The organism is Streptomyces typhae (genome assembly GCF_009755605.1).
Classification (GTDB): Bacteria; Actinomycetota; Actinomycetes; order Streptomycetales; family Streptomycetaceae; genus Streptomyces; species Streptomyces typhae.
This window is the reverse complement of the sequence record NZ_WPNZ01000002.1, coordinates 297,956-322,420: the sequence shown is the minus strand read 5'-3', so window position 1 is coordinate 322,420 and position 24,465 is coordinate 297,956. Positions and strand designations below refer to the sequence as shown.

Below are 24,465 nucleotides of genomic sequence, written 5' to 3'. Positions count from 1 at the left end.
GCTACGCCTTCCGCGCGTGCAGCAGCAGGATGGAGGCGGCGCCCGGCACGGCGCAGGCCAGCCGGTCCAGGGCGCGCAGCGGTCGTGGCACGCCGTGGAAGGGCGCGCCCGCGACCTTGACGACGTCGAAGCCGGACGCGGCGACGAACTCCCGCAGCGCGCGGGCGGTGTAGAGCCGTAGGTGCCCGACCACCTCACGGCCGGGGCGGCCGTGGATACCGCGCAGGCTGACCTCGGAGAACACCGGCTGCACGCCCGCGAGCAGGAGCCCGCGGTTGTACCAGGCGGCGAGGTTGGGCGTGGACAGCATCAGGTGTCCGCCCGGCCGCAGCACCCGGCGCAGCTCGTCGAGCGCGCTGTCGGGGTCGACGAGGTGCTCGATGACCTCGCTGAACAGGACCGCGTCCGCCGAGCCGGTGGCGAACGGCAGCCCCCCGTCGCCGAGTTCGCCGCGTACGACGTACGGCAGATGGCCACCCGCGCGGCGCAGCGCGTCCTGGGACCAGTCGACGCCGACGACACGGTGCCCGGCGAGCAGGGGCGCCGCCACCCGGGCCGCGCTGCCGTCGCCGCAGCCGATGTCGAGGACGACGCGGGCGCCGCGCGTGGCCGGGCCGAGCGCGTCGGCGAGCATCCGGGCCTGGCGCAGACTGCGGGCGTCGCCGGACGCGACGGGCACGGCCGGGTTCTCGTAGAAGTCCCGCAGGTGGGGCGGGCGCGCGGGTTCGTGGGTGGGGGGTGTGGGTTCCTCGGTGTGGGGTGTGGTGCCGGTGACAGCCGTCATGAGCCGCCGCCCTCCGTGGTCGGGTGGAGGTCCTGCGTGGCGTGCAGATAGTGCTCGAAGAGGTCGCGCAGGCGGGCCCCGTCGCCGTGGCCGAGCAGCGTCCGCGACCAGCGCAGGGCCAGGTGCAGGCGGCCCGCGGTGGACGCGGTCGTCACGGTCAGGCCGCGCGGCATCCGCGCGGGCGCGGAGAACCACACCGCGGTCGCGGCCCCGGCGTCCCCGAAGTCGAGGGCGTAGGGCACCCGGCCGATGTTGCTGAGCAGCGTCGTGGAGGTCCAGGGCGCGGCGGCCCTGCGCAGCCCGCGGGTGAGGGCCGCCCGCAGCGCCACCGGGACGACGGGCGCCGTGAGCAGCGCGGCGCCGTGGCCGAGCTGCGGACGGGAGAGGGCCTTGAGGGCACGGGTCCGGTCGGAGGTGCGGCGCAGCAGCTCCAGGATCTCCTCGGGCCGCAGCTCCTCGGGCCCGCCCGCGCCGCCACCCGAACCCCTCGGCAGCAACTCGGGCGCTGCGAAAGGCACTTCGACGAGCCGGGTGCCGTTGCCGATGGGCATCGACATGTCCCGCGGGCGGTCGTCCACGGGCATGGTGATGCGCAGCGGCTTCGGCTTCGCGCCGTGCTCCCGGTTCCAGTGCGCGATCATCAGGGCGGTCGCGACCATGAGCTGGTCGTTGACGGTGTACGGGGCGCCCTTCGGGCGGCGGGGCACCGGCAGCTCGACGACCAGCATCCCGTTGCCGGGCGCGGTCTCGGGGGTGCCGTGCGCCACCCGGGCGGGCGCCGCCCACGGCGATCCCGCGCCGCCCGCCCGCTGTTCGGGCGCGCGGGACGCGTCGGCGGGCACGGGGGCACGGGTCGGGGGCGCCGCCGGGGCGTTGTCACGGCCCCCGTACAGCTCCGCGGCGGTGGCGAGGACCCGCAGACAGGCGGGGCCGTCGAGGGCGGTGTGGTTGATGGTCAGGAACAGGACGGTGGCGCCGTGCTCGCCCTCCGGGTCGGCGACGACCTCCAGGCGGATCGGCGGGGACGCGGTGAGCGGCGGCGCGTCGCGCAGCGAGCGCTCCCTGGCCCGCTTCAGCGCGTCCCGCTCGGGCGCGGGGAAGGCCACCACCTCCACGTCGGGCCCGTCGGTGAGTTCCCACTCGTAGCGCCGCCGGTACCAGGGGCCGCGTGCCTCCCGTACGAGGATCCGCGGATGGCGTCGCAGGGCCTCGCCGAAGGCCGTCCGCAGGCGTTCGGGGTCGGGGGTGCCCGGCAGGTGCACCTCGATGTGGACGGTCTCCGGCTCCTGCTCCTGCCGGCAGTGCCGGGAGACCTCGTCGACGACGGGGAACGGCACCCGGCGCGGCGGGCGGCCGGGTCCGTCCGCACGCCGTGCCGGGTTCTCCAGGGCGGTCATGGTGCGCTGTCCTCTCCCGGGCGGGGTTCCTGCCCCGTACGCCTGCCCCGTATCCGGCGGGTGCCCTCGTCGGGTGGCTGTTCCTGGCCGGGGTCCCGCGGCCCGGCCGGGCCGGTGCCCGCTCCGGGGCGGGCGCCCGGCCGCGGGTCGGTTCCCTGCTCGGGCGGGTCCTTGTGGAGGGGGTCGGGACTCGTCGCGTACGGGGGAGCGTTCAACGACGCCTCCGGCGCTCCGGCTCCCGCGCCGTCACCGGCTCCGGCACCACCGGCTCCGGCGAGGGGCGCCCCGCCGGGCCCACCTGACCCGTCCGCCCCGGCCCCGGCCACCGGCTCCCGCCCGCCCACCAGGGCGGCGAACAGCGCGACGAATGCCAGGGCCTGCGCCGTGTGCCCGAAGGCGCCCTCGTCCGTGGTCGCGGTCTCGCCCGCGCCCGTCGCCGCGGCGACACCCGCCGCGGCCATCGCGAGGAACGCGAGCGGCACGAGCAGCGCGTGCCGCTTCCAGGCGAGCAGGGCGAGCGCGGGCACCAGGAGCGCGAACCAGCCCGCGACGACCACACCGACGAGGGTCAGCGCCACCGTGCCGAGCACGAGTCCGGGCGCGGGCGGCGCCAGGTCGGGCCCGTCCGGGTTCGGGTCGCGGCGGCGCACGAACACCAGGGCGACCAGGGCGAGGACGCCCGCACCGCCGCCGATGACGCCGGCCTCGTACGCCGTGGACGGCTCGTAGGTCAGCTTCACGGTGCCGCCCCCGCCGGCCGGGACCAGCCAGCCCTGCTGCCAGCCGTCGAGCCGCACGGAGCGCAGCTCCTTGCCGTTGAGGGTGGCCTTCCAGCCGTCGTTGACGTTCTCGTACGTCGTCAGGTACGAGGCGGCGCCCGAGCCGACGGTCAGCTCGCGCCGGTCGCCCAGCCAGTCCTTGGTCCTCAGCTCCCGGGTCGCGGAGTCGATGCTGCCCGGGGTGCCGTGGGTGAGGCTGACGTCGGTGACGGCGAGCGGGCCGCCGTCGCCCGCCTCCACGGTGTGCTGCCCGGCGGTGAGGTCGAGCGAGGTCAGCGGCTCGTTGTCGTCGCACAGGGTGAGGTCGACGGGCCGCCGCTCCACCAGGTCCCGCACGGTGCCCTCGGCGCTCGTCGCGTACAGCTTGCCGTCGACGGACACCGCGGGGCCCTCGCCGCAGGCGAGTTCGAAGGGCCGGTCCAACTTGGGCTGCTTGGTGCGGAACCGGTCGAGCGCCGGGACGTAGGCCTCGGTGAGGCCCACGGGGAGTTGCAGCTTCTTGTCGGCGATCGGGTTGTGCAGGGTGAGCGGCGCCGTGTCCGTGATCGTGATGTCGAGGCGGTCGGTGGTGATCGGCTCGAAGCGGGCGTTGCCGTTCTCGTCGACCCCGGCCGTCGCCGCGCCGTCGGGCGAGCTGATCTCGATCTGCGTGGGCCGGGTGGACAGGCCGCCCGCGGGCGGCAGCACGACGTGGCCGACGGGCACCTTGCCGGGCCACCGCAGATGGACGACCGGACGGTCACCGGCGATCCACGCGGTCGTCAGGTCGCCGTCGGTGAGGTTGCGCGCCGAGAGCCCGCCCAGGTCGGACGTGGAGTCGGCGCTCGCCACGATCTGCCGGCGCTGCTCGGGCGCCACCTTGTAGAGCAGTTCGTCGAGGGCGTTGCCGGGCACCGCGACGCCGCTCGCCCGCACCTTGTGGCTGCCGTCGGACGTCGTGGTGAAGCGGCGGTGCAGCCCGTTCTCCGCGGTCACCGGCGACAGGCCGCTCTGGTCGGCGGAGCGGTGCATGGAGTACGTCGTGGCGTCGGCGTCGGCACCCTCGGTGCCCGCGACGTCGGCGGGCATCCGCAGCAACCTGGTGACCTGCACCTTGGGAACGCCGATCTCCGCGAACCCGGCGCCCGTGAGGCCGTCCTTCGCGGCCTCCGTCTCCAGGATCGTCAGCTTCAGCCAGTCCGAGTCGCCCGCCTTGGCCTTGACGCGCTGGGTGGAGCCGTCGCCCCGCAGATACGAGACGGCGCTGCCCTGTTCGGTCTCCACGCGCACCTTCGTCGGCGCGGACCGCACCCCGCCCTGGGGCAGCGGCGTCACCTTGACCGACGACGGGATCGCGGTCCGCTTCCGGAACTCCGCCTTGATCCACTCGTCGTCGCCGCTGCCGGTGCCGCCCTCGGCCCAGGCCGTGTCGGGGTTGCCGTCGAAGGCGTTCACGGGGTCGTACTGCGGCAGGTGGAACAGCCAGTTGCCGTAGGAGGAGGCGGTCACCGACTTCGCGCCGCGCAGCTCGGCCGTCGTCTGGTGCCGCACGCCCTTGATGGGCAGGATCTGGCGCGGCTTCGCGCCGGGGTCCTGGGCCGCGTCGGGGGCGTTCTTCTCGTTCTTGGTGTACGGGTACGACGTGTTGGTGTTGACCAGGCCGAAGCGCGTGTCGGCACGCCGCAGGCCGTCACCGACCGCCTGGAGCCCCGGCGGCGAGCCGAGCCCCGGGTGGTTGTCGCCGGTGAGCACGGCGGGCCGGTCCCGCATCTCGGGGTCGGCGGACAGCGGGAGCAGCGCCTCGGGCCCGCCGCTGACCACGGCCGTGTTGGACACCGGCTTCAGGGCGGCCTGGCCCGGACGTTCGGCGCCCTTGCCCGGCGCGTAGACCTCCACCGCGCGCTGGCGCGGGTACAGGCCCTCGACCTGGACGGGGGTGTCGTCGGCGATCCTGCCGCCGGTCATGGTCGGCCCGAACCCGGTGACCCTCCTGAACCCGGACTGCTCCAGGGTGCGCTTGACGGTCGCGGTGGGGACGTAGCCGACCTGGTCGGGGTCGAGGTCGTTGCGGACGACGACGTAGTAGAGGCCGGCCCGGGTCAGATAGTCCTGGAGGCCGGGCACCTGGCCGCCGGTCATCAGGGCCTGCTCGACGGCGTCCATGGCGCGCCGGTTGCCCTTGGTGCCGAACGGCACGTAGTCGCGCTGCGCCCAGCGGGACTCGGCGAGCACGTCCAGGGGCTGGTCGATGGGGGAGCCCCAGGTGTAGATGCCGTGCGCGGTCGCGGGCACGACCAGGGCGCGCGAGTCGGGGGAGTACTTGTCCAGCCAGTCGGCGGTGGCGTCCCAGTGGTCCGGCAGCTTCTTGAACGAACCGGGCTGGAGGATCGAGCCGTTCAGATACGGCCAGGCGAGCCCCGGGAGCACCAGGACGGCCGCGACCAGGGGCGCGTACCGCCGCCCCCGCACCGGCCCGGCGCCGCGCGTGCGCGCCGCGACGCCCGCCAGGTGCGCGAGCCCGAAGGCGAGGGCGAGCGCGAGCCCGGTCTGGAACTTGTAGATGTTGCGGAACGGTACGAGGGCGCCGTCCAGCCAGTCCTGCACGGTGCCGTGGAACGGGCCGCCGAAGGCGCCGCCGTACCCGGCGAGGGTCAGCAGCACCACGGACAGCGCCGTGAGCACCAGCCAGCGCCGCTCCGGCAGATCACGCCGGGCGAGGCCGGCGAGGCCGATGCCCGCCGCGAACGCCGAGCAGACGATGGTGACGACCGCCGTCGCCACGGTCCACCCGGCGGGCAGCCAGGCCTCGCCGAAGTGCAGGTACGCGACCCAGTTGCCGGCGCCGCGCAGCGTCTCGGTGGCCGACATGGTGCCGGTCGTGGTGGCCGCGTTCTCCACGTACGGCAGGAAGTTCTCGCCGTAGAGGCCGAGCAGCAGCAGCGGCACCACCCACCAGGCGGTGGCCAGGACGACGCCCGGCACCCACCAGGTGATCAGCTTGCGCTTGCGGGGCCCGTTCGGCCGCGACAGCAGGAACAGGGCCACCGGAAGCAGCGACGCCAGCGTCGAGGCCGCGTTCACACCGCCCATGAACGGAATGAACAGGGCCGAGCGGAACGCCGCGATCCGCGCGGTCACGCGGTCGTTGGTGAGCGGGAGCAGCACCCACGGCAGGAACGCGCCGGGCAGCGCCGCGGCGGACGTGGAGCCGACCACCACGGTGAACGTCGGCCACAGCGCGTAGACCACCGCGCCGAGCAGCCGCGAGCCGTGGCTGCCGATCCGCAGCCGCTCCGCGAGCCGCAGCGCGCCCCAGAAGGCGACCGCGACGATCAGCGACATCCACAGCCGCTCGGCCAGCCACACCGGGAGGCGCACGGCGTCCGCGAGGCCGTAGAACGGCAGCATCGGGAAGGCGTAGCCGATGTACTGGTCCTGGATGCCGCCGAAGCCGCCCCGGTCGTGCCAGAGCTGGCCCAGGTCGGAGAGGAACTGCCAGGGGTCGACGGCGACACCGAGCTTGGTGTCGAAGGTCATCCGCCCCGGTTTGACGGCGAGGAAGCATACGAGGACCACGGCCCAGAACCCGAGGAGCCAGCGCCGTGAGCGCGGCCCCCCTTCCGGCTCGGGATCGGCCGCCGTCGGCTTGAGTGCCGCCGGCGGAGGGGCCTGGACCGTCCTTGTCATGGACACCGCCTGAGGATGAGGAGGAGGTTCCAGGTCGCGACTTCGCGCACACCCGGCACCTTCGCCACCGTCTCGGCCCAGAACGGCCAGTAGCGGGAGCGGGCCGAGACGACGCGCACGTCGTCGCGGGCCCGCACCTGTCTGAGCGTGGGTCCGACGTGGTGGACGAAGAGGTTCTCGCCGAGCGTGTGCTTGGCGGTTCTTCCGGTACGGCGCTCGTAGCGGGCGCGGGCCCGCTCGGCGCCGAAGTAGTGCCAGGGCGCCCACTCGTGGCCGCCCCAGGGGGAGTACCAGTTGGTGAACGCCACATAGATCAGGCCGCCGGGGCGGGTGACGCGCACCATCTCGCTGAGGAAGGTCTGGGGGTCGTCGACGTGCTCCAGGACGTTCGAGGAGAACGTGACGTCGGCGACGCCGGACGCGAGGGGCAGCAGATAGCCGTCGGCGACCACGGCGCCCTCCGGCGGCTTCACGCCCAGCTCCCGCGGGTCGGGTTCGAAGAGGTAGGCCTGCGCGCCGCGCCTGCGGAACTCCTCGGTGAAGTAGCCTCCGCCGCCGCCCACGTCGACGACCACCCGGTCCCTGACGGGCAGATGCCGCTCGACCTGGTCGGCGGCGTCCCGGGCGAGCAGCGCGTAGCACCGCTCGGGCTCCTGCTGCTCCCGCAGGAAGGCCCGGAACAGGGTCGCGGAGCGGCGCAGCGACGGGTCCTTCACGCGGACCCCTTCGCGGGCTCGACCGGCGGCTTCACCGACGGCTCGTGGGCGGCGACGGCCTCCGCGGCCACCGCGCGGAACTGGCGCACGGTGTTCGCCCAGCGGAAGGAGGCGGCACGTTCCGCCGCGGCCTTGCCGAAGGACCGGCGCCGTTCGGCGCTGAGCGCCAGCGTGCACCAGGCCGCGGCGAACGCGCTCTCGCCGCCCGCGAGCAGTCCGGTCACACCGTCCTCTATCGAGTCGCGCACACCGGGTACGTCGAAGCCGATGGCGGGCGTCCCGCGGGCCGCGGCCTCGGTGACGACAAGGCCCCAGCCCTCGACGGCCGAGGGGTGCAGGAGCAGCCACGACGCGCACAGCAGCCGGTGCTTCTCGGCCTCCGTCACATGGCCGGTGAACTGCACACCGGGGCCCGCGAGCCGTTCCAGGCGAGCCCGCTCGGGCCCGTCACCGACGATCACGAGCCGCCCCCCGGTGACCGGGCGGACCCGCTCCCAGAGCCGCAGCAGCAGATCGACGCGCTTGTACTCGACGAGCCGGCCCATGGCGAGGAACAGCGGCTCGTCCGCGCGCTCGTGCAGCGGGCCCGGCTCCTCGACGCCGTTGTGCACGACCCGGATGCGGTCGCGGTCGACGCCGAGGTCCCGCAGCGCCGTCGCGGTCGACGGCGACACGGCGACAAGGAGGTTGCCGCGCTGCGCACCGGCGAGCGCCCAGTGCTCCAGGCGCCTGCCGAGGCGCGCGGCCGGGGCCAGCGGGCCCTTCAAGCGCATCGACCACAGCTCGGTGTGGACGTGGTTGACGAGGCAGACCGTGGGGCCGCGGTGCCACAGCGGCGCGAGGTAGGGCATGCCGTTGCAGACCTCGACCAGCAGGTCGCAGTCGCCGATCTGGCGGGTGAAGGCCGAACGGGCGCGCAGGTAGTGGCCGAGGTCGCCGCCCGCGGACACCACGCGGTAGTCGCGGTAGGCGGCCGGGCCGCCGCACAGCAGGGTGACCTGGTGGCCGTGGCCCGTCAGGCCTTCGGCCAGTCGGTCGACAAGGAGTTCGGAGCCGCCTGCGGCCGGGTTGCCCAGGTCGCGGCGGGCGAGGAAGGCGATCCGGCGCGGCTGTGGGGGGAGCGCCGGAAGGGGCCGCGCGGGCCGCGGTGCGGCCGGGCGCAGCGACGACGGCACGTGCTGGGGCATCGGTGCTCCAACTCGTCTCGGGGTGCGGAACTGTGGGGGTGACCAGGGAGGATCGAACAGCCCGGGGTGAGGCCCGGTGGTGCGGGGACTGTGCGGGGACACTGCGTTGATGGTGTGGATAGTTTTCGTGTCACCGAAGGGCGCGGCTACTCACCGGGGTGACAATTTCGGCCCTTCTTAGACCTGACGTCTCATCACATCGTGCTGTGTTGCAGGGCGGACGGGGACGTATCGGAATGTGGACCCATCGGATCCGGCCCCCGGCCGCCCCCGCGGGGCCCGTCCTTGCCCGCCCCGCGGCCGCGGGCGACGAGGACGCCGCCCGCGAGCGCGAGTGCCCCGCCGGCGAGGACGGACACCAGGGGCAGCGTCGTACCCACCAGCTTCAGCCGTGAGCTGTCGTCGTCCGCGAGGTCCACCTGCTCCTGCTGGGTCTTCTTGGTGAAGCCGATCCTCCGGCTGTCGAGCAGGACCGTGCGGTCCTTCTTGCCGCCGGGGGCCCGCAGCGTCTTGCGGGGGCCGATCGCGGCGTAGATGATCCGGCCCGTGCGCTTGTCGGCGACCAGCTCGATGCCGTGGTTGGCGTACCACTCCTCGGCGAGCACCTGGCCCTGGCGCAGGCCGACGAGGCGCCCCGGCACCTGCCGGGTCCCGGTCTTCGTGGCCTTCACGGTGCCGGTGAACCGGTAGCCCTCGTAGCCCTGGATCTTCTTCGGGCCGCGGTAGGTCAGCGGCACGGTGGCGCCGAGCGTGTTGTCCCACCACAGGTAGGTGCGCTTCTCGACGTCGAAGGGGAACTTCAGGTACGCCTCGCCCTCGAAGTGAGGCTCCTCGCCGCAGCAGTGCACCGGTTTGTTCGTCCTCCGGTCGGTGACCCAGCGTTCCAGGGTCCACTGGAGCGAGTCGTGCGGGTCCGCCGCGGGGAGCGATTTGTCCGGGTCCACGGAGGTCGACACGTCCCACACCGCGCGCTTCTTGTTGCTGTCCGCGACGTCGCCGCGCACCTGCCGCGTGATGGTCAGACGCTGGTCGTGGACGGTTTTGATCTTCTCGGTGTCGAAATAGCTGCCTGTGCCCCGGAACACGGTGATCTGGTCGACGTCGATGGGGGTGCGCTTGGCGCGCGGCTCCACGTACCAGGCCAAAAGCGGGGCCAGGACCAGCAAGAAGGCGCCCAGGCCGAGCAGGACCAGGGACAAGGGCGAGGCTGTGCGGCGCGTCATCCGGCGCTCCTGCCATGAGGGCGAACAGGGGACGATCGGTCAACTGTGCTGAATTACTCAGCAGTTGGATGGTTGCTGTGGTGCGGTTGCCGCCGGATTGTCCGAAAGAGTGCGGCGCTGTTACGACGGGGTTACTGACCCGTATGGGTCGCGAACGCTAGGCGGACCCTTGACGCAGTGTCAATGCGTTGTCGACACTGGGCACCTGCGGGCAGGGTGTGGGGACGACCTCCAGCAGAGAGGCTGATCCTCGTATGCACCGATTGTTCGCCGCCGCGCTGACCGTCGCGGTCGCCGCGCTGCTCGCCGTGGGCGCCGCGCTCGGCATCGTCGCGCTCCTCAACGCCACGCCCGACCAGCCCAACCGGCCACTCGTGCACTACGAGACGCCCGCGCGGGACCAGCAGGAGCAGTGAGCGACGTGGCCGCGATCTCCGGAAGCGTCCCCGCGGACGCCTCGGCAGGCATGTCCGAGGAACCGGGCTCCGGCCGGGACCCTGCCCAGGCCCCCGACGCCGACGCGGGCTCGGTCCAGGCCCCCGGCACGGGCTCGGCCCAGGACCCCGACCGGGCCGCCGCCCCCGCGCGCTCCGCCTGGCGGGACGTGCCGCCGCTCCAGGTGCGCCGGTTCGCCGCGCTCGCCCTGGAGGAGGTGCCCGCGCTCGCCCACGACATCCTGCGGGAGATCCGCGCCGAGTACCCGGGCCTGCCCGTCGTCCTCGACGACTCCGGCGAGCCCATGGCGCTCATCGGGATCCGCCGCGCCCTGGAGGGCTTCGTCCAGCAGCTCGCGACCCGCGAGGGCAGGCCGCGCTACCACCCGGAGGTCTTCCAGGAGTTCGGCCGCGGCGAGGGCCTGAACGGCCGCAGCCTCGACTCCCTCCAGGCCATCTACCGCCTCGGCGTCCGGCTCGCCTGGCGCCGCCTCGCCGAGATCGGCCAGCAGACCGAGATCCCGCCGCCGGCCATGTACGAGCTGGCCGAGTCCGGCTTCGAGTATCTCGACGGCCTGGTCGACCAGTCGGTACGCGGCTACGCCGAGGCCGCGGCCCGGCAGGCCGGTGAACGCCTGCGGCTCCAGCGCAAACTCATGGAGCTGCTCCTCTCCGAGCGCCGCCCCGACACCTCGGCGGCCTCCGCGCTCGGCGCCGAGAACGGCCTGGACGAGCGCGCCGCCCGCGTCGGCTGGCAACTGCCCGAACGCGTCGCCGTCGGCGTGCTCCTGCGCCCCGCCCGCGAGGCCGTCGCGCCCGCCGTGGGTGAGGGCGTCCTGCTCGACATGGAGGCCGAGCAGCCCCGCATGGTCGTACCGGAACCGGAGGCCGCGGGGCGCCCCGAACTCCTCCGCCGCGCCATGACCGGCTGGTCCGGCGCCATCGGCCCGCCCGTGCCGCTCGCCGACGCCGCCAAGTCGCTGCGCTGGGCCGAGGCGGCGGTCGGCCTGATGGAGCGCGGACTGCTGCCCTCCGGTGAGGTCCTGTACTGCACCGAGCACACCGAGGCCCTCGTCCTGCTCCAGCCCGAGGAACTCATCGAGGACCTGTCCCGCCGCTGCCTGGCCCCCCTCGACCACTGCGGCCCCGCACACGGCCGCCGCCTCGCCGAGACCCTGCTCGCCTGGCTGGAAACGCGCGGCGGCGCCCCCGAGGTGGCCGCGCGGCTCGGCGTGCATCCGCAGACGGTGCGCTACCGCTTGCGGCAGATACGGGAGCTGTGGGGCGACGAGGTCGACGACCCGGACCGCCGCTTCGAGCTGGAGCTGGTGCTGCGGGCGCGCAGGCTGCGGGGTGGACTGGGCCGGGCCTGACCTGCGCGGCGCGCCCGCCGTGGACGTTCCTTCCGCACACAACATTCACAGCTGCGGCTTCCTCCGTATCGGCGTGGCGCTTAGCCTCCATGCCTCATGGACTACTGCCACGCGTGCCACAGGCACCTCAACGGCGCTCTCGCCTGCCCGGGGTGCGGCACCCCGGCCGAAGCCTGTCGCCAGTACGCGGAGGCGGTCGCCGCCCGGGAGGGGACCGGCCCCCTCGACGAGGCGGACGACGAGCGGGCGCCGGGCGCCGGGCGCACCACGGCCAGGGGGCGGCGCGGGGAGCGGACCCGCCGCACGGCCCAGCACCGCCGCAGGCGGCGCACGCTGCTCCTCACCGCCGCGGGCGTCGCGCTCGCCGCGGGCGGGCTGAGCCTCGCCGAACTCGGTACGGAGTCCGCGGCGCGGGGGCCGGGGGCCGCGTCCGCGGAGGATCGCGAGGGGGCGCCGGACGGCGTGGCCGGGAGCGCCGGTGCCACCACGGGCGCCGGGGCGACGGCGGAGCCGGTGTCCTCGTCGGGGTCGCCGTCGCCGTCGGACTCCGACGCGATTGCCGGTCCCGGCGGGAGCAAGAGGTCCAAGACCAAGACCAAGACCAAGACCAAGGCCAAGGACCGGAGCGGTGCTCCCGTGGGCCGGGGTGCCGGGGACACGGAGGGCGGCCAGGGCCCGGAGGGCGGCGGGGCCCCCTCGGCATCCGCCGGAAGCGGAACCTCCGACGCCCCCGCACCCGACCCCACGTCCGACCGCCCCACGAGCCCCCCGCAGGACCCGTCCCCGCACCCCTCCACCACGAAGCCCCCGAACGACCCCACCCCGACCCCGACCCCGTCCGAAACCTGCGACCGCTTCCTGTGGTGGTGCACCTAGGGCGCCCCGCCAGGGGCGCGGGGAACTGCGCGCTCAGCCACGAAGAAGCCGCAGACGCGTCTGCACTGTTGCTCGACGCACGCGTCTGCGGCTTGTGTCGGGTTGGCCGCGCAGTTCCCCGCGCCCCTCAGGGGGCGCCCCGTCAGGGGCGCGGGGAACGGCGCGCTCAGCCCAGGAAAAGCCGCGGACGCGTCTGCCGAGTGACTACGCAGATGCGTCTGCGGCTTGTGTCGGGTTGGCCGCGCAGTTCCCCGCGCCCCCTACGGGGCGCCCCCCTGGCCGAGCATCCTCTGCAAAAGCCCACGCAGTGAAACCCGCTCCTCGCGCGACAGCTCCCCCAGCGGCTCCCGCGCGAAGTCCAGCGACTCGCGCAAGCTGCGCGCGGTGTCGAGCCCCTCCTCAGTGGGCGCCGCCAGCTTCACGCGTCGGTCGGCCGGGTCGGGGCGCCGCTCGACGAGCCCGCGCGCCTCCAGGCGGTCCACGATGCCGGTGACGTTCGACGGCTCGCACTTCAGTTTCTGCGCGATGCGGCGCATGGGCATCGGCTCCAGGGAAAGGAGCCCGAGCACCCGAGCCTGCGCGCCGGTCAGCGCGTGCTTGCCCGCGGCGACCTCGTACTCCTCGTAGTACCGCGCGACGACGGAGCCGATGAGCTCGACGACTTCGAGCGTCAGCGGATCGGTTCGGGAGGCGGCGGCCCGGGAGTCGTCGGTGCCCGGCTTCTGGGTGACCATGCGCTCCAGCGTACCCAAATACTTGACAACATGAAATATCAAAGCACATGCTTATTTCAGAACGTGAAGCATCTGAAGCATCTGAGCCATCTGAAGCATCTGAAGCATCAGGGAAATCTGAGGAGGACGCCCCCATGTCCGTCACCCCCGAGCAGCTCCCGGCCGCCGGTCGCGCCTGGCACCTCGTGCGCCGCCCGCACGGCTGGCCGGTCCCTGAGGACTTCGCTCTCCGCGAGGCCCCGGTGGAGGCCCCGGCCGAGGGGGACCTGCTCGTCCGGAACCTGCACTTCTCGGTCGACCCCTATATGCGGGGCCGCATGAACGACGTGAAGTCGTACATCCCGCCGTTCCAGCTGGACCAGCCGATGGAGGGCGGGGCGGTAGGCGTCGTCGTGGCGTCGAACGCGGACGGCTTCGCGGCGGGCGACCACGTCCTGCACTTCGCGGGCTGGCGCGAGTACGCCACGTTGCCTGCGAAGCAGGTCACGAAGGTGGACCCGGACGCGGCCCCGCTGTCGGCGTACCTCGGTGTGCTCGGCATGACGGGCCTGACGGCGTACGCGGGCCTCCTCGAAGTCGCCTCCTTCAAGGAGGGCGACGCGGTCTTCGTCTCCGGCGCGGCCGGGGCCGTCGGCTCCGAGGTCGGCCAGATCGCCCGGCTCAAGGGCGCGTCGCGCGTCATCGGCTCGGCGGGCTCGGACGAGAAGGTCAAGCTCCTGACCGAGGAGTACGGCTTCGACGCGGCGTTCAACTACCGCGACGAGCGCCCGGTCGTCGAGCAGCTCAAGGAGGCCGCCCCCGACGGCATCGACGTCTACTTCGACAACGTCGGCGGTGAGCACCTGGAGGCCGCCCTCAGCTGCCTGAACCGGCACGGCCGCGTCACCGTCTGCGGCATGATCGCGGGCTACAACGACACGGAGCCCACCCCCGGGCCGCGCAACATGTTCATGATCATCGGCAAGGCGCTGCGGCTCCAGGGCATGCTCGTCCGGGACCACGAGCACCTCCAGCCGCAGTTCGTGCGCGAGGTCGGCGCGTGGGTGCGGTCCGGGGAGCTCAAGTACGACGAGACCTTCAAGCACGGTGTCGAGAGCGGGGTCGAGGCGTTCCTCGGCATGCTGCGGGGCGAGAACACGGGAAAGATGATCGTGTCCCTCGACGTGTGAGGTTTCCCGGGGCCCCGAGGGTTCCGCGATCTCCAGTCTCTTTCACCATCCGATAAAGTAATTCCACAACTGCCGGGTCGGCGGGCGCGCGGCGCGGCACATCCCAGGAGGAATCGGCAGTCATGACCATCCAGAAGATCGACGTCAAGTACACCGCCGTGGCCACCGCGGAGAACGGCCGTGACGGCCGCGTCGCCAGTGACGACGGCAAGCTCGACGTCGTCGTCAACCCGCCGAAGGAGATGGGCGGCAGCGGGGCGGGCACCAACCCCGAGCAGCTCTTCGCCGCCGGGTACAGCGCCTGCTTCCAGGGGGCGCTCGGCGTGGTCGCCCGCCGCGAGAAGGCCGACATCTCCGGGTCGACGGTGACCGCGAAGGTCGGCATCGGCTCCACCGAGGCCGGCGGGTTCGGCCTCGAGGTCGAGATCACCGCGTCCATCCCGAACGTGGACACCGCGACGGCGCAGTCCCTCGTGGGGAAGGCCCACGAGGTCTGCCCCTACTCCAACGCGACCCGCGGCAACATCAAGGTGGACCTGAAGGTCGCCTGAGGCCCTTGCCTCCCGCCCCGCCCTCTGCACGGCGGTCGGCCCCTGGCTCGGCGCAGGGGGCGGGGGCTGGAGACGGCAAGACGTCAGGCGTTGTCGAACCAGCCTGCTTTGACGCCTGACACGAAGGAAGAGTAAGTGGCTATCGGGAAGTTCAGGGTCGGGCCGGTCGGGCGCTTGGAGTCACGGACGGGGACGACACCGCTCGTGACGACAAGGTTGGCGGCGACCTCGACGCAGTCGCCGCCGTTGTTGCTGTAGGAGGACTTGAACCAGAGCGGGGATTCGGTCGTCACGGTTTGCCCTTTCGTACCTGCTCGATCATGGCCACAGATGCCGCCTGGGACAGCGATTCGGCCTGTAGCTGATGGTAGGCCGTCAACATGGGCTCAACGGACGCGCTCTCGCGGTCCAGATTGCCCTGCGCCTGGGACTCCGCGTAGCAGACGACGGACCGGTCCGGCAGCGTCAAGAGGTTAACCGGCAGGTCAAAAGTGCGACGCTCGCCGATGTCGTACGGCACCACCTGTAGCAGCGTGTTCGGCGACTCGGCGAACACGGCCAGGTGGGCTAGTTGGGCGTCCATGACGGCCGGTCCACCGACGGTACGGCGGATACAGCTTTCGTCCATGGCCACGAACAGCATGGGAGGGCGGGGGCGCTTCAGGGCCACCTGTCGCTGCGCCAGGAACGCCACGCGATCATCCGCCTGTTCGGGCGTGATGGCACCCCGCCGTACGGCACTGTCTGCCAGGACCCGCGCGTACTCCGGTGTCTGCAACAGGCCAGGAATGATCCCGATGTTGTACAGCCGAAGCTCGACGGCCCGAGCCTCGTACTTGACGTACTCCGGGAACCCCTCCAACAGGCCGCCCTGGCGGACCTGGCGGTACTCCCGCTCGAACGCGTCCGCGGATCCCTCAAGGCCGAGCGACCGGTCCGCGCTACGCGAGAAACGGAGAGTTGGAGGCTTCCGACCAGTTTCGACCGCCGAGATATGCACGCTGGAATAGCCCATGCGGTCTGCCAGCTCGTCTTGGGTCCAGCCGCGCGCCTCGCGCAGACCGCGCATCCGCGCACCGTACGCCGCCTGCGGCGAAGCGTCGGGGTTCAACTCCTTGCGATTCAAAGGTCGTTCGCCAGCCTTTCGTTCTCTTCTGACAGGTTGAACGGTTCCCAGGTGTGGTCCACGCTGATTCCCCCCGGTAGTCATAGCACTACGGAGAGGAGCGGATGTGTCCAGTGGCGATGTCATCGAGTACCGCGCCGAAGCGGTCGGTACAGGCCTGGCCGGTGGGCAGCAGGTCCGGGTCGTGCTCGGCACGCTCGCGACCCCGTATCTCGGAATCACGATGCGGTGGGTGGGCACGCAAGCCCACCGCATCGCGGACGCACTCGACCCGGAGCCGTGTGCGCCGTGGCTCGCGGACGCGCCGGATGCCCTGGTGAAGCTCGACCTTCCGGAATGGGCTCCCGACGTACCGACGGAGTTGCGGGCGTGGTGCGCGGACAAGGAGAGAAGACGAGCCGCGCGTGACCGACTCCGCGCCGGACGGCCGTTCGCGCTCTCTGCGGTCGACCACTCGGGGACCTACTGCGTGTGGGTCGTCCCTGTGGACGTGCCCGCATCACACACCGCTGATCTCCCCGTTTCCGGGCGGTTCGAACAAGATGACCGACCCCTCATCGGTGGCGGGAATCAGCAATCCTGGAGAGGCCAATTCGCATGTCGAGCAACCATGTTGTCGCTGCCCCATCACCCCGCCGCCGCATCGGAGCAGTAGTTCTGGTGCGCAACGCGCAGGGAGACGTGCTCATGGTCAAACCGACGTCCAAGCACGCGGACAGTGAGAGTGGGTGGCAGCTCCCGGGAGGGCGCGCGCATGCGGGCGAGACCATCGCCGCCGCTGCGGTCCGCGAACTGTTCGAGGAGACCGGAGTGCGGTGCCACATCGCGCACGCGCTCGTGATCGACCAAGTGCCCGCCGACGAGGACGGCAAGCGTGCCGAGGGCTACGACATCGTGGTGGAGGGCAGCACGCTCACCACGAGCGAAGCAGCCGCCGTGACGCTGCCCGAGTCCGCTCGTGCGGAGTTGTCCGACCTCAGGTGGGTTCCGCTCGAACAGCTCGATCAACTGGCGTTCCCGCGCCAGGCGGGGTGCGTCAAGGCAGCCGTACGCGCCTACTCCTACGGGATGCGGATCCCGCTGTACCGGCTCGGTAGGCCCGCTGACGCTCGATAGTGCACACACACCGCTGATGAACCGCACCGACTGCCCAGGAGGAACACAGCATGAGTATCGCAACCGCCATGCCCGTCCCGTTCGGAGTTCGACACTTGGTGTCACCCCCTCCGTCGGACGGTGAGACGCCCGTGATCACGTACAGCGAACGGCTCCAGCTCAGCGTCTCCGCCGAGGGCAACCCTTGGCACGCGATCACGGCGGAGATGCCCGAGACGCAGACCGAGACCAGCAATGGCGACGGGCAGAAGCCTGGTTCCGACAGCGGAACCGACCTGTACTGAGATGAGGACCATCCTCATCCTCACCGGCCGGGACGATCTCACGGCCGATGCGGTGGTCGAGGAGTTGGTGAAGCGCGGTGAGACAGTCGTCAGGTACGACACCGCCGACTTTCCCACCGCTTCCCGTCTGGCCGTCTCCCTCACCCGGGACGGCTGGACGGGGTCCCTCGCCGGCTCCCGCACGGTCCGCCTGGAATCCGTCAAGTCGGTGTGGTGGCGCCGCCCAGGCGAGTTCCGGACCCCCGCCGACTGGCCCGGACACGCTCGCGCGCTCGCGGTCTCCGAAGCACGTTCAGGACTGCTCGGCGTACTCGGCTCGCTGCCCGTCCGCTGGATCAACCATCCCTCGCGGGACGCCGCCGCGAACTACAAGCCGGTTCAACTCGCCGTTGCCGCCCGCTGCGGCCTTGCCGTACCCCGATCCGTGATCACGTCGGACCCCGAGCACGCCCGGACGTTCATGGGGGACGACACGGTTGTCTACAAGGGGCTCGGCGGGGGCGTGCTCGGCCCCGGAGGGAAACGCCGGTTCCTCCCCGTGGCACTCGTCTCCGGAGACCAGGTGGACGACGGAGTGAGTGGCACTGCCCACCTGTTCCAGGAGCACGTGGACAAGGCGTACGAAGTGCGCTTGACCGTGATCGGGGACCGCATGTTCCCCGTCGCCATCCACGCCGACAGCGAAGCCGCTCGACTCGACTGGCGTACCGACTACCGGTCCCACACGTACGAGGTGGTGGGCATCCCCTCGGAGATCGAGAAGGGGGTCCGCCGGCTCATGGATGAACTCGGTCTGTACTTCGGCGCGCTGGACTTCGCCGTCACGCCCGCTGGACGTTGGGTGTTCTTCGAGGTGAACCCCAGCGGCCAATGGCATTGGCTCGCGGTCAAAGCAGCGGTGCCGCTCGTTGAAGCCATGGCCGACGCACTGCAAGGAGAGAGCGCATGACCGAAGTGCCCGCATGGACCGGCGCCGCCCGCGCGCTCGCCGACCGAGTGACCGCCGACGCGCCCGCATGGCATGACGCAGTGAGCAGCACCCCCCGGCACCGGCTGGTCCCGCGCTGGTGGCGGCGCATCCCGGACAGCCCGACGCAGGAATGGGAGTTGGTGAGCCCGCCCGAGGGCTCCGCCGAGCTGTTGCGTGCCGCCTACGCCGACGAGACGCTGGTGACCCGCGTGGGTACCGCACACGCGGACCACGCGGCCCCGGGCGCGCACGGCAGCGGCGACCCCACGTCGTCCAGCACCCTGCCAGGGCTCATTGTCTCCATGGCCCACCGGCTCGACGTCAAGACCGGCCACCGGGTGCTCGACGTGGGGACGGGCTCCGGGTACTCCGCCGCTCTGTTCGCGCGCCGGTTCGGGGACGAGAACGTGACGAGCGTGGACGTGGACCCGTACCTGATCGAGGCCGCCGGTACGCGTCTCGCCGAGTTCGGGCGAACCCCCCGCATGCAAGCCATCGACGCGACCGGGGAACTCCCCGATACGGAGTACGACCGCATCATGGCGACGGTTTCCGTGCGGCCCGTCCCCGCGTCCTGGCTCCGCGCGCTCCGCCCCGGCGGGCGGCTCGTGACGACCATCGCGCACACCGCGCTACTGATCACGGCGGACATGGGGAGCGACGGCATCGCGCGAGGGGCCGTCCAGCCCGACCCGGCCACGTTCATGGAGACTCGGCAGGAAGCTGACTACCCGGGAAAGCTGGACGACGTGTTCGTTTCCGCCCGGACGCGAGAGGGCGAGGACGTACGGTCCCCGCACGGTCCGATCCCCGACCTCTGGCAGGAGTGGCCGCTCCGGTGGCTGTATGAGCTGGACACGCCCGGAGTCGAGACCCGCGCGGCCACCTTCCCGGACGACGGGCCGCGCGTCGTGTGGCTTCTCGCCGCGGACGGGGCATGGGCCCGAGCGGAGGACGGCCCCCGCCCGCTGATCCATCAGGGCGGCCCCCGCAGACTCTGGGACGACCTGGAACGGGTCCGCCGCACGTGGGAGGAGAAGAACAGGTTTGCTCTGCACACACTGCGCGCGGAACTCTCGGCCGAGGGCAGCCACCTCCAGGCCCCGGACGGAACGTGGCGACTCTCGATCTGACGCTGCCCGAGCCCGCTGAAGGACGAGGCGGGGGACCCCGTCAAGGCCCCCCGCCAAGACCTACCGCACAGCGAACAACGCCCGCCCCACCTGAGCGAACACCCCCTTCGGATGCCCCCGGAACAACGGCTCCGTGCCGAAGAGGACCACCCGGGCCCCGCCCGCGGAGACCCCGCTCACGACGGAAGCCTCCCCGGCGGCGTCCGCGGGCCCTCCGGCCCCGGAAGAGTCGGCGCGCCAGTGCCCGGACACCAGCGGCTTGCCGCCCGCGTAGGCCTGTTCCACCCGGACCCCACTCCCGAGCCCGGTGAACCACATCGGGGCGTAGACGAAGCCGTACCCGGTACCGGAACCGGCCACGGCGCCACCGGCGTTGCGGACCCGGACCACCCCGTTGGCGTCCCCGTTGCCCTCGACGGCCGTGACGGACAGCAGCTTCGCGGCCGAGTTGAGTGCGGCACCCCCGGCGCCCCGCCCGACGACCCCGCCGCCCCCGGCGAGGAACGCGTCGAGCCGTTCGCGCGCCGCGGGCTTCAGGTCCGCGCGGTCGAGGCCGGACGAGACGAAGAGCACGTCGGCGCGGCGCCAGTCGAAGCCGTCGTTGAGGACGGCGGTCGACACCGGCACCACGTCGAAGTTCATCTCACGGAGCGCGAACAGCTCCCCGGGCGTCACCGCCGCGGCGACCCGCGTGCGCCGCACCTTCTCCCCGCCGCGCGCCGTGGTCGCGGAGAACGCCACGTCGTACTTCCGCGCCGCCGCCCGCGCGGCCCGCCGCGCCGACCCCGGCACGAGAACACTGCCGTCCTTCAGCCGGCGCACCGAAACCCCCTCCCGCAGAAGGGAGTTGAGGGCGGCCACCTCGCGCGCGTCGTCGAGCCGCAGCCGCAGGTCACCGCGCGGCGCCACATATCCGACCCCGGCCGCCGCCGCGACCGCCCGTGACGGCACCGCGGCCGGGCTCCCCTTAGGCACGGGCCGGACCGTCGCGCCCCACAGCCGCCCGAGGCTCCAGCCCGAGATGTCGTACATCGTGGACACCTTGTCGCTGATGTCGCGGCCGTCCGCGAGCATCACGTTCGCGATGCCCCGCTTGGGCTGGCGCATGTCGACGAGGTAGGAGCCCTTCCCGTACCGCTTGCCGCCGAGCCGGAAGTCCTTCGTGGCCCGCCGCACCCGTACGTCGTTGGCGAGGAGATGGTCCACGAGCCGGGCCGCCGCCGTGGCCGAGCGCTGGTCGCGGCCCGCGGCTGGGACGACGTACGCACGCGGGAACTTCGTCGTGTAGACGTCCTCCGGGCCGATGCCCGGGACACCCGGCACCGTCTCCTCGGAGATCTCCACCGAAGGGGCCCCCGCCGCGCCGCGCCGGAACACCTCGATCTGGTCGGCGATCAGCGACCGCCGGTGCTTACGGGCGTAGTCGAGCGTCGCCGTCATGGCCGCGCCCGCGATGTCCGTGTTGACCGCGGAGCGGCGGCGCAGCTCGGCGACCGGCTCGGAGTCGTACTCCTCGTTGTTGACCTGCATCGGGAACTCGATGGTGTGCGCGGCGACCGCGCCGTGGAACGGCATGTACTGCGGGGTGAAGATGGGCGGCCAGTCGTCCCAGCCCTCCTGCTGGTCGCGGAAGGGGATGACGGCCGGAAGGACGCCGTCCTTCGCCTCGGTGTAGCCGAGGCCGTTGACGGCCTTCTCCATGCCGAGGGCGTTGGCGTAGGTGTTCTTCAGGAACAGGTCGTACTCGTAGTTCTCGCCGTGCGGCGGCGTCGTCGGCTCGATGAGCGTGCCGTTCACGTAACCGTGCAGGTCGATCATCACGGCGGGCTGCTTGTCGATGGCGATGCGCCGCACCGCGCGCGTCTCGGGCTGGGTCCCGGTGATGAAGTCCCGGTTCAGGTCGAAGCCGTTCGCGTTCTCGCGGGTGCCCGCGACGCGGCCGTCGGGGTTCATGGTGACGTTGACGTACAGGCGGTGGTGGGCGAGCAGGTCACGGGTCCTCGCGTCCTTGGCCCGTGCCAGCTTCTCGATGAGCTTCAGGGCCGCGTCGGTGCCCTCCCACTCGTTGCCGTGGATGTTGTTGTTGATGAACACCGGAGCTTTGTAGGCGGACTTGAGTGTCTTGTCCGCGGCGGCCGCGGCGGGCTCGTTCTCGATGCGTTCGCGCATCCGCTTCTGCCGGGCGGCCTCGCGCGCCGACTCGGGCGCGGTGACCGTCACCAGATACAGATCGTGGCCGCCCGCCGAGCGCCCGGTGATCTCGACGCTCACGCGGTCGCCGATGCCCTGGATCCTGTTCAGCTCCGGGGCGATGGCGTGGTACGGGGTCAGGCCCAGCTTGATGGACTTGTCGGCCGGGTTCTCCGGCACCGAGGCGAGGCGGCGCTCGCGTGGATAGCCGCGCTCGGCGCCGGTGCGGGCGGCCACCGGCGCGTCGTCGAGGGCGCGGGCCGCGGCGCTCTCCGGAGCGCGGGCGGCCCGGTCGGCGTCGCCGAGCGGGGACTGGTCGCGGACCACCGCCCGCGGCGCCGGGTCGGCACTCGCGCCACCCGGCGTGAGCACGGTGAACAGCAGGGTGCCCGCGGCGGCCGACGCGGTGAGGAGCACCGGTCTTGACGGTCTTGATGGCCGGGATATGCCCATACGTACCTCCGGAACAGGGGTCGGACACCGACCCGGGAGAGCAGTGACGAGAAGAGACGAGAAGATCGGTACGGGAGGTCTACAGGCTGAAACCGGCGACAACAAGAGGGATAGTGTGTGCCGCATGCGTGAACTGGGCCGGGGTTTCGGCTATCTGGTGAAGGGACAGCGCTGGGTCGCCCAGCACGGCAAGCAGTTCGGATGGGGGCTGCTGCCAGGGCTGATCACTCTCGTCCTGTACGCGGGCGCGCTCGTCGCGCTCGCGCTGTGGGGCACGGACCTGGTGTCGTGGGCGACGCCGTTCGCCGACGACTGGTCCGACCCGTGGCCGGGCCTGTTCCGCGGCTTCCTGACCGCGCTGCTCTTCGCCCTGGCGCTGCTTCTGTCCGTCGTCACCTTCACGGCGGTGACGCTGCTGATCGGCGAGCCCTTCTACGAGTCCCTCTCCGAGCAGGTCGACATCTCCGTCGCCGGGTTCGCCCCCGAGTCGGGCCTGCCGCTCTGGCGCGAGCTGCTGATCTCCGTACGCGACAGCCTGCGCATCGTGGTGCGGGCCGCGCTGTGGGGCGTGCTCCTGTTCGGCCTCGGCTTCCTGCCCGTTGTCGGCCAGACCGTGATCCCCGTCATCGGGTTCTTCGTCACCGGCTTCTTCCTCGTCGAGGAGCTGACGGCGGTCGCGCTGGCACGCCGTGGCGTACGGCTGCGCGACCGCCTGGCCCTGCTGCGCGCCCGCAAGACGCTGGCGTGGGGCTTCGGCGCTCCCCTCGCGGTCTTCTTCCTGGTGCCGTTCGTCGCCGTGTTCCTCATGCCGGGCGCGGTCGCCGGGGCGACGCTGATGGCGCGGGACCTCATGGGCGAGGACACCGGCGACCCCGACGACCCTGACGACTCCGACGGCTCCGACGACAGCGCGGACGGCGACGTGCGGGTCACGGGCGGTACCGCGGGCGGCGGCGCGCCTACCGTCCGCTAGCCTCCACGGCCGTCACCACGATCCGCCGCACCTGCCCGACGATGTCCACGCGGTTGCGCTCGAACTCCGCGTCGGTGACCTTCCCCGTCGCCGGGTCGGTGTTCCCGGCGCCGAACTGGAGCACCGGCGTGTGCACATGGCCGCCCGGGAGGCGGTCGTGCAGCCCGAGCCGGTCGCGCAGCAGCGTCGCCCGGTAGGCGATCTCGTTGGACAGATAGTCCCCGCCGCCGCCCGCGCGGGCCGTCGAGCCCGGCGTCGGGCCGTCCGGGCGCTGCACCGGCGTGGTGCCGCCCGCGGGGATCTCGGTGACGGCCGTGTTGTCGTACACGGGGAAGCGGCCGGTGTCCGCGGCGACGATGTCCTTGTACGGGAGGGTCGTCGTCGTCCACTGCGGCTGCGAGGCGGGGTCGGACACCGGGACGGTCTCCGTGCGCGACAGGTTCTCGTTGTCCCCGAACCCGCCCCGCCAGGCCCCGTTGGTCCGCTCGATGTCGAACTTGCCGACCCGGCCCTGGCTCACGGTCGTGAACAGGTCGACGCGCGGCAGCTGCCGCCGAAGGACCCGCTCCACCGTGCCCTGCTCGAAGTCCGTCCAGCGCACCGGGAAGACGGCCGTCTCGATGCGTACGAGTCCCTCGGCGGTCCGTACGACGGTGCCGTCGAGGGCGAGCGCGGTGGCGCCCGAGGGGTTGCTGATGCGGGTGTCGCGGTCGAGCGTGAACGGGTCGAACCCGGTCACCAGGACCCGCTTGATCCCCTTGTGCTTCCCCTTGCCCTTCGGGTGCGTGCCGTTCGGGCCCTTCGGGAAGTCGATGGTGTCCTGGCCGCGGGACGTCGTCTCCAGGTCGGCGAGCAGCCGCTGCCGCCGGGTGTCGTCGAGGTCGAACCCGCGCGGCTCCCAGCCGCGCAGCGCCCGCGTCATCCCGAGCCGCGCCCAGTACAGCGGCCGGTCGTCGTCCCTGCTGAGGTCGCCGGTCACCGGGGAGCGCCCCTGCGCCCGGTCCACGGCCCGCCGCCACAGCGACTGCCCCTCGTGCGCGACCAGACGCCGGGCCTGCGCGTAGGAGCGCACCCGGTCCAGGTCCCGCGTGAAGCCGGGCGCCACGCGGTCGAATCCGCTGCGCCGCAGGATCTCCTGCGGCGCGGCGCGGTCCAGGCGCTGCTCCTCGACGGTGGGGGCGCCGGCCCGAGCGGTGCCGTCGGCCGCGGCGGGCGGGACCACGGCCCCCGCGAGCAGCACGGCGCCGAACACGCCGCAGACGCCGAGCCGTCGGCCTGATATCCCAGGGGTGGGGGACAGAGCCACGTGAGTCCTTCCGTTGCAGGTGAGG

The 24,465-nt window shown here is 72.4% G+C and carries 22 protein-coding genes; 11 read left to right on the top strand and 11 right to left on the bottom strand.

Going from position 1 to position 24,465, the window contains the following annotated elements; translation table 11 throughout:
• Nucleotide 1: 1 nt before the first annotated feature.
• The 6 genes from GPA10_RS05655 to pgfA form a co-directional block, all read right to left on the bottom strand.
• Nucleotides 2-784, bottom strand: a complete 783-nt coding sequence (locus GPA10_RS05655) for a class I SAM-dependent methyltransferase (protein ID WP_246258785.1) — start codon at nt 782-784, stop codon at nt 2-4.
• Nucleotides 781-2,181, bottom strand: a complete 1,401-nt coding sequence (locus tag GPA10_RS05650; protein WP_157164498.1) for a condensation protein — start codon at nt 2,179-2,181, stop codon at nt 781-783. Before GPA10_RS05650 ends, GPA10_RS05655 begins: the two co-directional genes overlap by 4 nt.
• Nucleotides 2,178-6,626 (bottom strand): alpha-(1->3)-arabinofuranosyltransferase, encoded by a 4,449-nt coding sequence (locus tag GPA10_RS05645; RefSeq protein ID WP_157164497.1) that lies wholly within the window; start codon nt 6,624-6,626, stop codon nt 2,178-2,180. Before GPA10_RS05645 ends, GPA10_RS05650 begins: the two co-directional genes overlap by 4 nt.
• Entirely contained in the window at nt 6,623-7,342 is a 720-nt protein-coding gene (locus GPA10_RS05640) for a class I SAM-dependent methyltransferase (RefSeq protein ID WP_343040372.1), read from the bottom strand. Before GPA10_RS05640 ends, GPA10_RS05645 begins: the two co-directional genes overlap by 4 nt.
• Nucleotides 7,339-8,529 (bottom strand): glycosyltransferase family 4 protein, encoded by a 1,191-nt coding sequence (locus GPA10_RS05635; RefSeq protein WP_157164496.1) that lies wholly within the window; start codon nt 8,527-8,529, stop codon nt 7,339-7,341. The genes GPA10_RS05640 and GPA10_RS05635 overlap by 4 nt, the downstream gene beginning before the upstream one ends.
• A gap of 194 nt (nt 8,530-8,723) precedes the next feature.
• The gene (gene pgfA, locus GPA10_RS05630; RefSeq protein WP_157164495.1) at nt 8,724-9,752 is read right to left on the bottom strand and encodes a cell envelope lipid trafficking protein PgfA; all 1,029 of its coding nucleotides are present in this window, start codon (nt 9,750-9,752) and stop codon (nt 8,724-8,726) included.
• A gap of 254 nt (nt 9,753-10,006) precedes the next feature.
• On the opposite strand from pgfA, the gene GPA10_RS41615 reads away from it, so the two are divergent.
• The 3 genes from GPA10_RS41615 to GPA10_RS05620 all read left to right on the top strand — a co-directional run bounded on the left by GPA10_RS41615 (nt 10,007) and on the right by GPA10_RS05620 (nt 12,435).
• Nucleotides 10,007-10,168 (top strand): hypothetical protein, encoded by a 162-nt coding sequence (locus GPA10_RS41615; protein ID WP_198351510.1) that lies wholly within the window; start codon nt 10,007-10,009, stop codon nt 10,166-10,168.
• Complete coding sequence (locus GPA10_RS05625) at nt 10,165-11,559, top strand: PucR-like N-terminal domain-containing protein (RefSeq protein ID WP_343040371.1); 1,395 nt, start codon at nt 10,165-10,167, stop codon at nt 11,557-11,559. The genes GPA10_RS41615 and GPA10_RS05625 overlap by 4 nt, the downstream gene beginning before the upstream one ends.
• Nucleotides 11,560-11,655: 96 nt before the next feature.
• Entirely contained in the window at nt 11,656-12,435 is a 780-nt protein-coding gene (locus tag GPA10_RS05620) for an SCO2400 family protein (protein ID WP_157164494.1), read from the top strand.
• A 260-nt stretch (nt 12,436-12,695) separates the two neighbouring features.
• Here GPA10_RS05620 and GPA10_RS05615 read toward each other — a convergent pair whose 3' ends face one another.
• Nucleotides 12,696-13,169, bottom strand: a complete 474-nt coding sequence (locus GPA10_RS05615) for a MarR family winged helix-turn-helix transcriptional regulator (protein WP_058845882.1) — start codon at nt 13,167-13,169, stop codon at nt 12,696-12,698.
• Between the two features lie 134 nt (nt 13,170-13,303).
• Here GPA10_RS05615 and GPA10_RS05610 point away from each other — a divergent pair, with 134 nt between their 5' ends.
• Nucleotides 13,304-14,338: an NADP-dependent oxidoreductase gene (locus tag GPA10_RS05610; protein WP_157164493.1), complete on the top strand. Its 1,035-nt coding sequence runs from the start codon at nt 13,304-13,306 to the stop codon at nt 14,336-14,338.
• A gap of 122 nt (nt 14,339-14,460) precedes the next feature.
• Nucleotides 14,461-14,889, top strand: coding sequence for an organic hydroperoxide resistance protein (locus GPA10_RS05605; RefSeq protein ID WP_157164492.1), 429 nt, complete (start codon nt 14,461-14,463; stop codon nt 14,887-14,889).
• 83 nt (nt 14,890-14,972) lie between these two features.
• On the opposite strand, the gene GPA10_RS05600 is transcribed toward GPA10_RS05605, so the two are convergent.
• A complete protein-coding gene (locus tag GPA10_RS05600) occupies nt 14,973-15,182 on the bottom strand; it encodes a DUF397 domain-containing protein (protein ID WP_343040370.1) in 210 nt (69 codons plus the stop codon).
• Complete coding sequence (locus tag GPA10_RS05595) at nt 15,179-16,015, bottom strand: helix-turn-helix domain-containing protein (protein ID WP_157164491.1); 837 nt, start codon at nt 16,013-16,015, stop codon at nt 15,179-15,181. Before GPA10_RS05595 ends, GPA10_RS05600 begins: the two co-directional genes overlap by 4 nt.
• Before the next feature lie 106 nt (nt 16,016-16,121).
• Between GPA10_RS05595 and GPA10_RS05590 the strand changes: the two genes are divergently transcribed.
• Genes GPA10_RS05590 through GPA10_RS05570 form a run of 5 tightly spaced genes read left to right on the top strand, consistent with a single transcriptional unit; the run spans nt 16,122 to nt 19,518 of the window.
• Nucleotides 16,122-16,670 carry a hypothetical protein gene (locus GPA10_RS05590; protein WP_157164490.1) on the top strand — a complete coding sequence of 183 codons (549 nt, stop codon included), beginning with the start codon at nt 16,122-16,124 and terminating at the stop codon, nt 16,668-16,670.
• 32 nt (nt 16,671-16,702) lie between these two features.
• Nucleotides 16,703-17,131: an NUDIX domain-containing protein gene (locus GPA10_RS05585; RefSeq protein WP_246258783.1), complete on the top strand. Its 429-nt coding sequence runs from the start codon at nt 16,703-16,705 to the stop codon at nt 17,129-17,131.
• A 50-nt stretch (nt 17,132-17,181) separates the two neighbouring features.
• A complete protein-coding gene (locus GPA10_RS05580; protein ID WP_157164488.1) occupies nt 17,182-17,415 on the top strand; it encodes a hypothetical protein in 234 nt (77 codons plus the stop codon).
• 1 nt (nt 17,416) lies between these two features.
• Nucleotides 17,417-18,364: an ATP-grasp ribosomal peptide maturase gene (gene tgmB, locus GPA10_RS05575; protein WP_157164487.1), complete on the top strand. Its 948-nt coding sequence runs from the start codon at nt 17,417-17,419 to the stop codon at nt 18,362-18,364.
• The gene (locus GPA10_RS05570) at nt 18,361-19,518 is read left to right on the top strand and encodes a methyltransferase domain-containing protein (protein ID WP_157164486.1); all 1,158 of its coding nucleotides are present in this window, start codon (nt 18,361-18,363) and stop codon (nt 19,516-19,518) included. Before tgmB ends, GPA10_RS05570 begins: the two co-directional genes overlap by 4 nt.
• 60 nt (nt 19,519-19,578) lie before the next feature.
• Here the strand turns inward: GPA10_RS05570 and GPA10_RS05565 are convergent, their stop codons facing one another.
• On the bottom strand, nt 19,579-22,161 hold the full coding sequence (locus tag GPA10_RS05565) for a M14 family zinc carboxypeptidase (protein ID WP_157164485.1): 2,583 nt from the start codon (nt 22,159-22,161) through the stop codon (nt 19,579-19,581).
• Nucleotides 22,162-22,285: 124 nt separating this feature from the next.
• Here GPA10_RS05565 and GPA10_RS05560 point away from each other — a divergent pair, with 124 nt between their 5' ends.
• Nucleotides 22,286-23,134 carry an EI24 domain-containing protein gene (locus GPA10_RS05560; protein ID WP_157164484.1) on the top strand — a complete coding sequence of 283 codons (849 nt, stop codon included), beginning with the start codon at nt 22,286-22,288 and terminating at the stop codon, nt 23,132-23,134.
• On the opposite strand, the gene GPA10_RS05555 is transcribed toward GPA10_RS05560, so the two are convergent.
• A complete protein-coding gene (locus GPA10_RS05555) occupies nt 23,121-24,434 on the bottom strand; it encodes a pyroglutamyl-peptidase I (protein ID WP_157164638.1) in 1,314 nt (437 codons plus the stop codon). The genes GPA10_RS05560 and GPA10_RS05555 overlap by 14 nt on opposite strands.
• Nucleotides 24,435-24,465: the final 31 nt, after the last annotated feature.

Coding starts and splice junctions, on each gene's coding strand:
- GPA10_RS05655 (WP_246258785.1), bottom strand. CDS start 784: ATGACGGCTGTCACCGGCACCACACCCCACACCGAGGAACCCACACCC.
- GPA10_RS05650 (WP_157164498.1), bottom strand. CDS start 2,181: ATGACCGCCCTGGAGAACCCGGCACGGCGTGCGGACGGACCCGGCCGC.
- GPA10_RS05645 (WP_157164497.1), bottom strand. CDS start 6,626: ATGACAAGGACGGTCCAGGCCCCTCCGCCGGCGGCACTCAAGCCGACG.
- GPA10_RS05635 (WP_157164496.1), bottom strand. CDS start 8,529: ATGCCCCAGCACGTGCCGTCGTCGCTGCGCCCGGCCGCACCGCGGCCC.
- pgfA (WP_157164495.1), bottom strand. CDS start 9,752: ATGACGCGCCGCACAGCCTCGCCCTTGTCCCTGGTCCTGCTCGGCCTG.
- GPA10_RS41615 (WP_198351510.1), top strand. CDS start 10,007: ATGCACCGATTGTTCGCCGCCGCGCTGACCGTCGCGGTCGCCGCGCTG.
- GPA10_RS05620 (WP_157164494.1), top strand. CDS start 11,656: ATGGACTACTGCCACGCGTGCCACAGGCACCTCAACGGCGCTCTCGCC.
- GPA10_RS05615 (WP_058845882.1), bottom strand. CDS start 13,169: ATGGTCACCCAGAAGCCGGGCACCGACGACTCCCGGGCCGCCGCCTCC.
- GPA10_RS05610 (WP_157164493.1), top strand. CDS start 13,304: ATGTCCGTCACCCCCGAGCAGCTCCCGGCCGCCGGTCGCGCCTGGCAC.
- GPA10_RS05605 (WP_157164492.1), top strand. CDS start 14,461: ATGACCATCCAGAAGATCGACGTCAAGTACACCGCCGTGGCCACCGCG.
- GPA10_RS05585 (WP_246258783.1), top strand. CDS start 16,703: ATGGTCAAACCGACGTCCAAGCACGCGGACAGTGAGAGTGGGTGGCAG.
- GPA10_RS05580 (WP_157164488.1), top strand. CDS start 17,182: ATGAGTATCGCAACCGCCATGCCCGTCCCGTTCGGAGTTCGACACTTG.
- tgmB (WP_157164487.1), top strand. CDS start 17,417: ATGAGGACCATCCTCATCCTCACCGGCCGGGACGATCTCACGGCCGAT.
- GPA10_RS05570 (WP_157164486.1), top strand. CDS start 18,361: ATGACCGAAGTGCCCGCATGGACCGGCGCCGCCCGCGCGCTCGCCGAC.
- GPA10_RS05565 (WP_157164485.1), bottom strand. CDS start 22,161: ATGGGCATATCCCGGCCATCAAGACCGTCAAGACCGGTGCTCCTCACC.
- GPA10_RS05560 (WP_157164484.1), top strand. CDS start 22,286: ATGCGTGAACTGGGCCGGGGTTTCGGCTATCTGGTGAAGGGACAGCGC.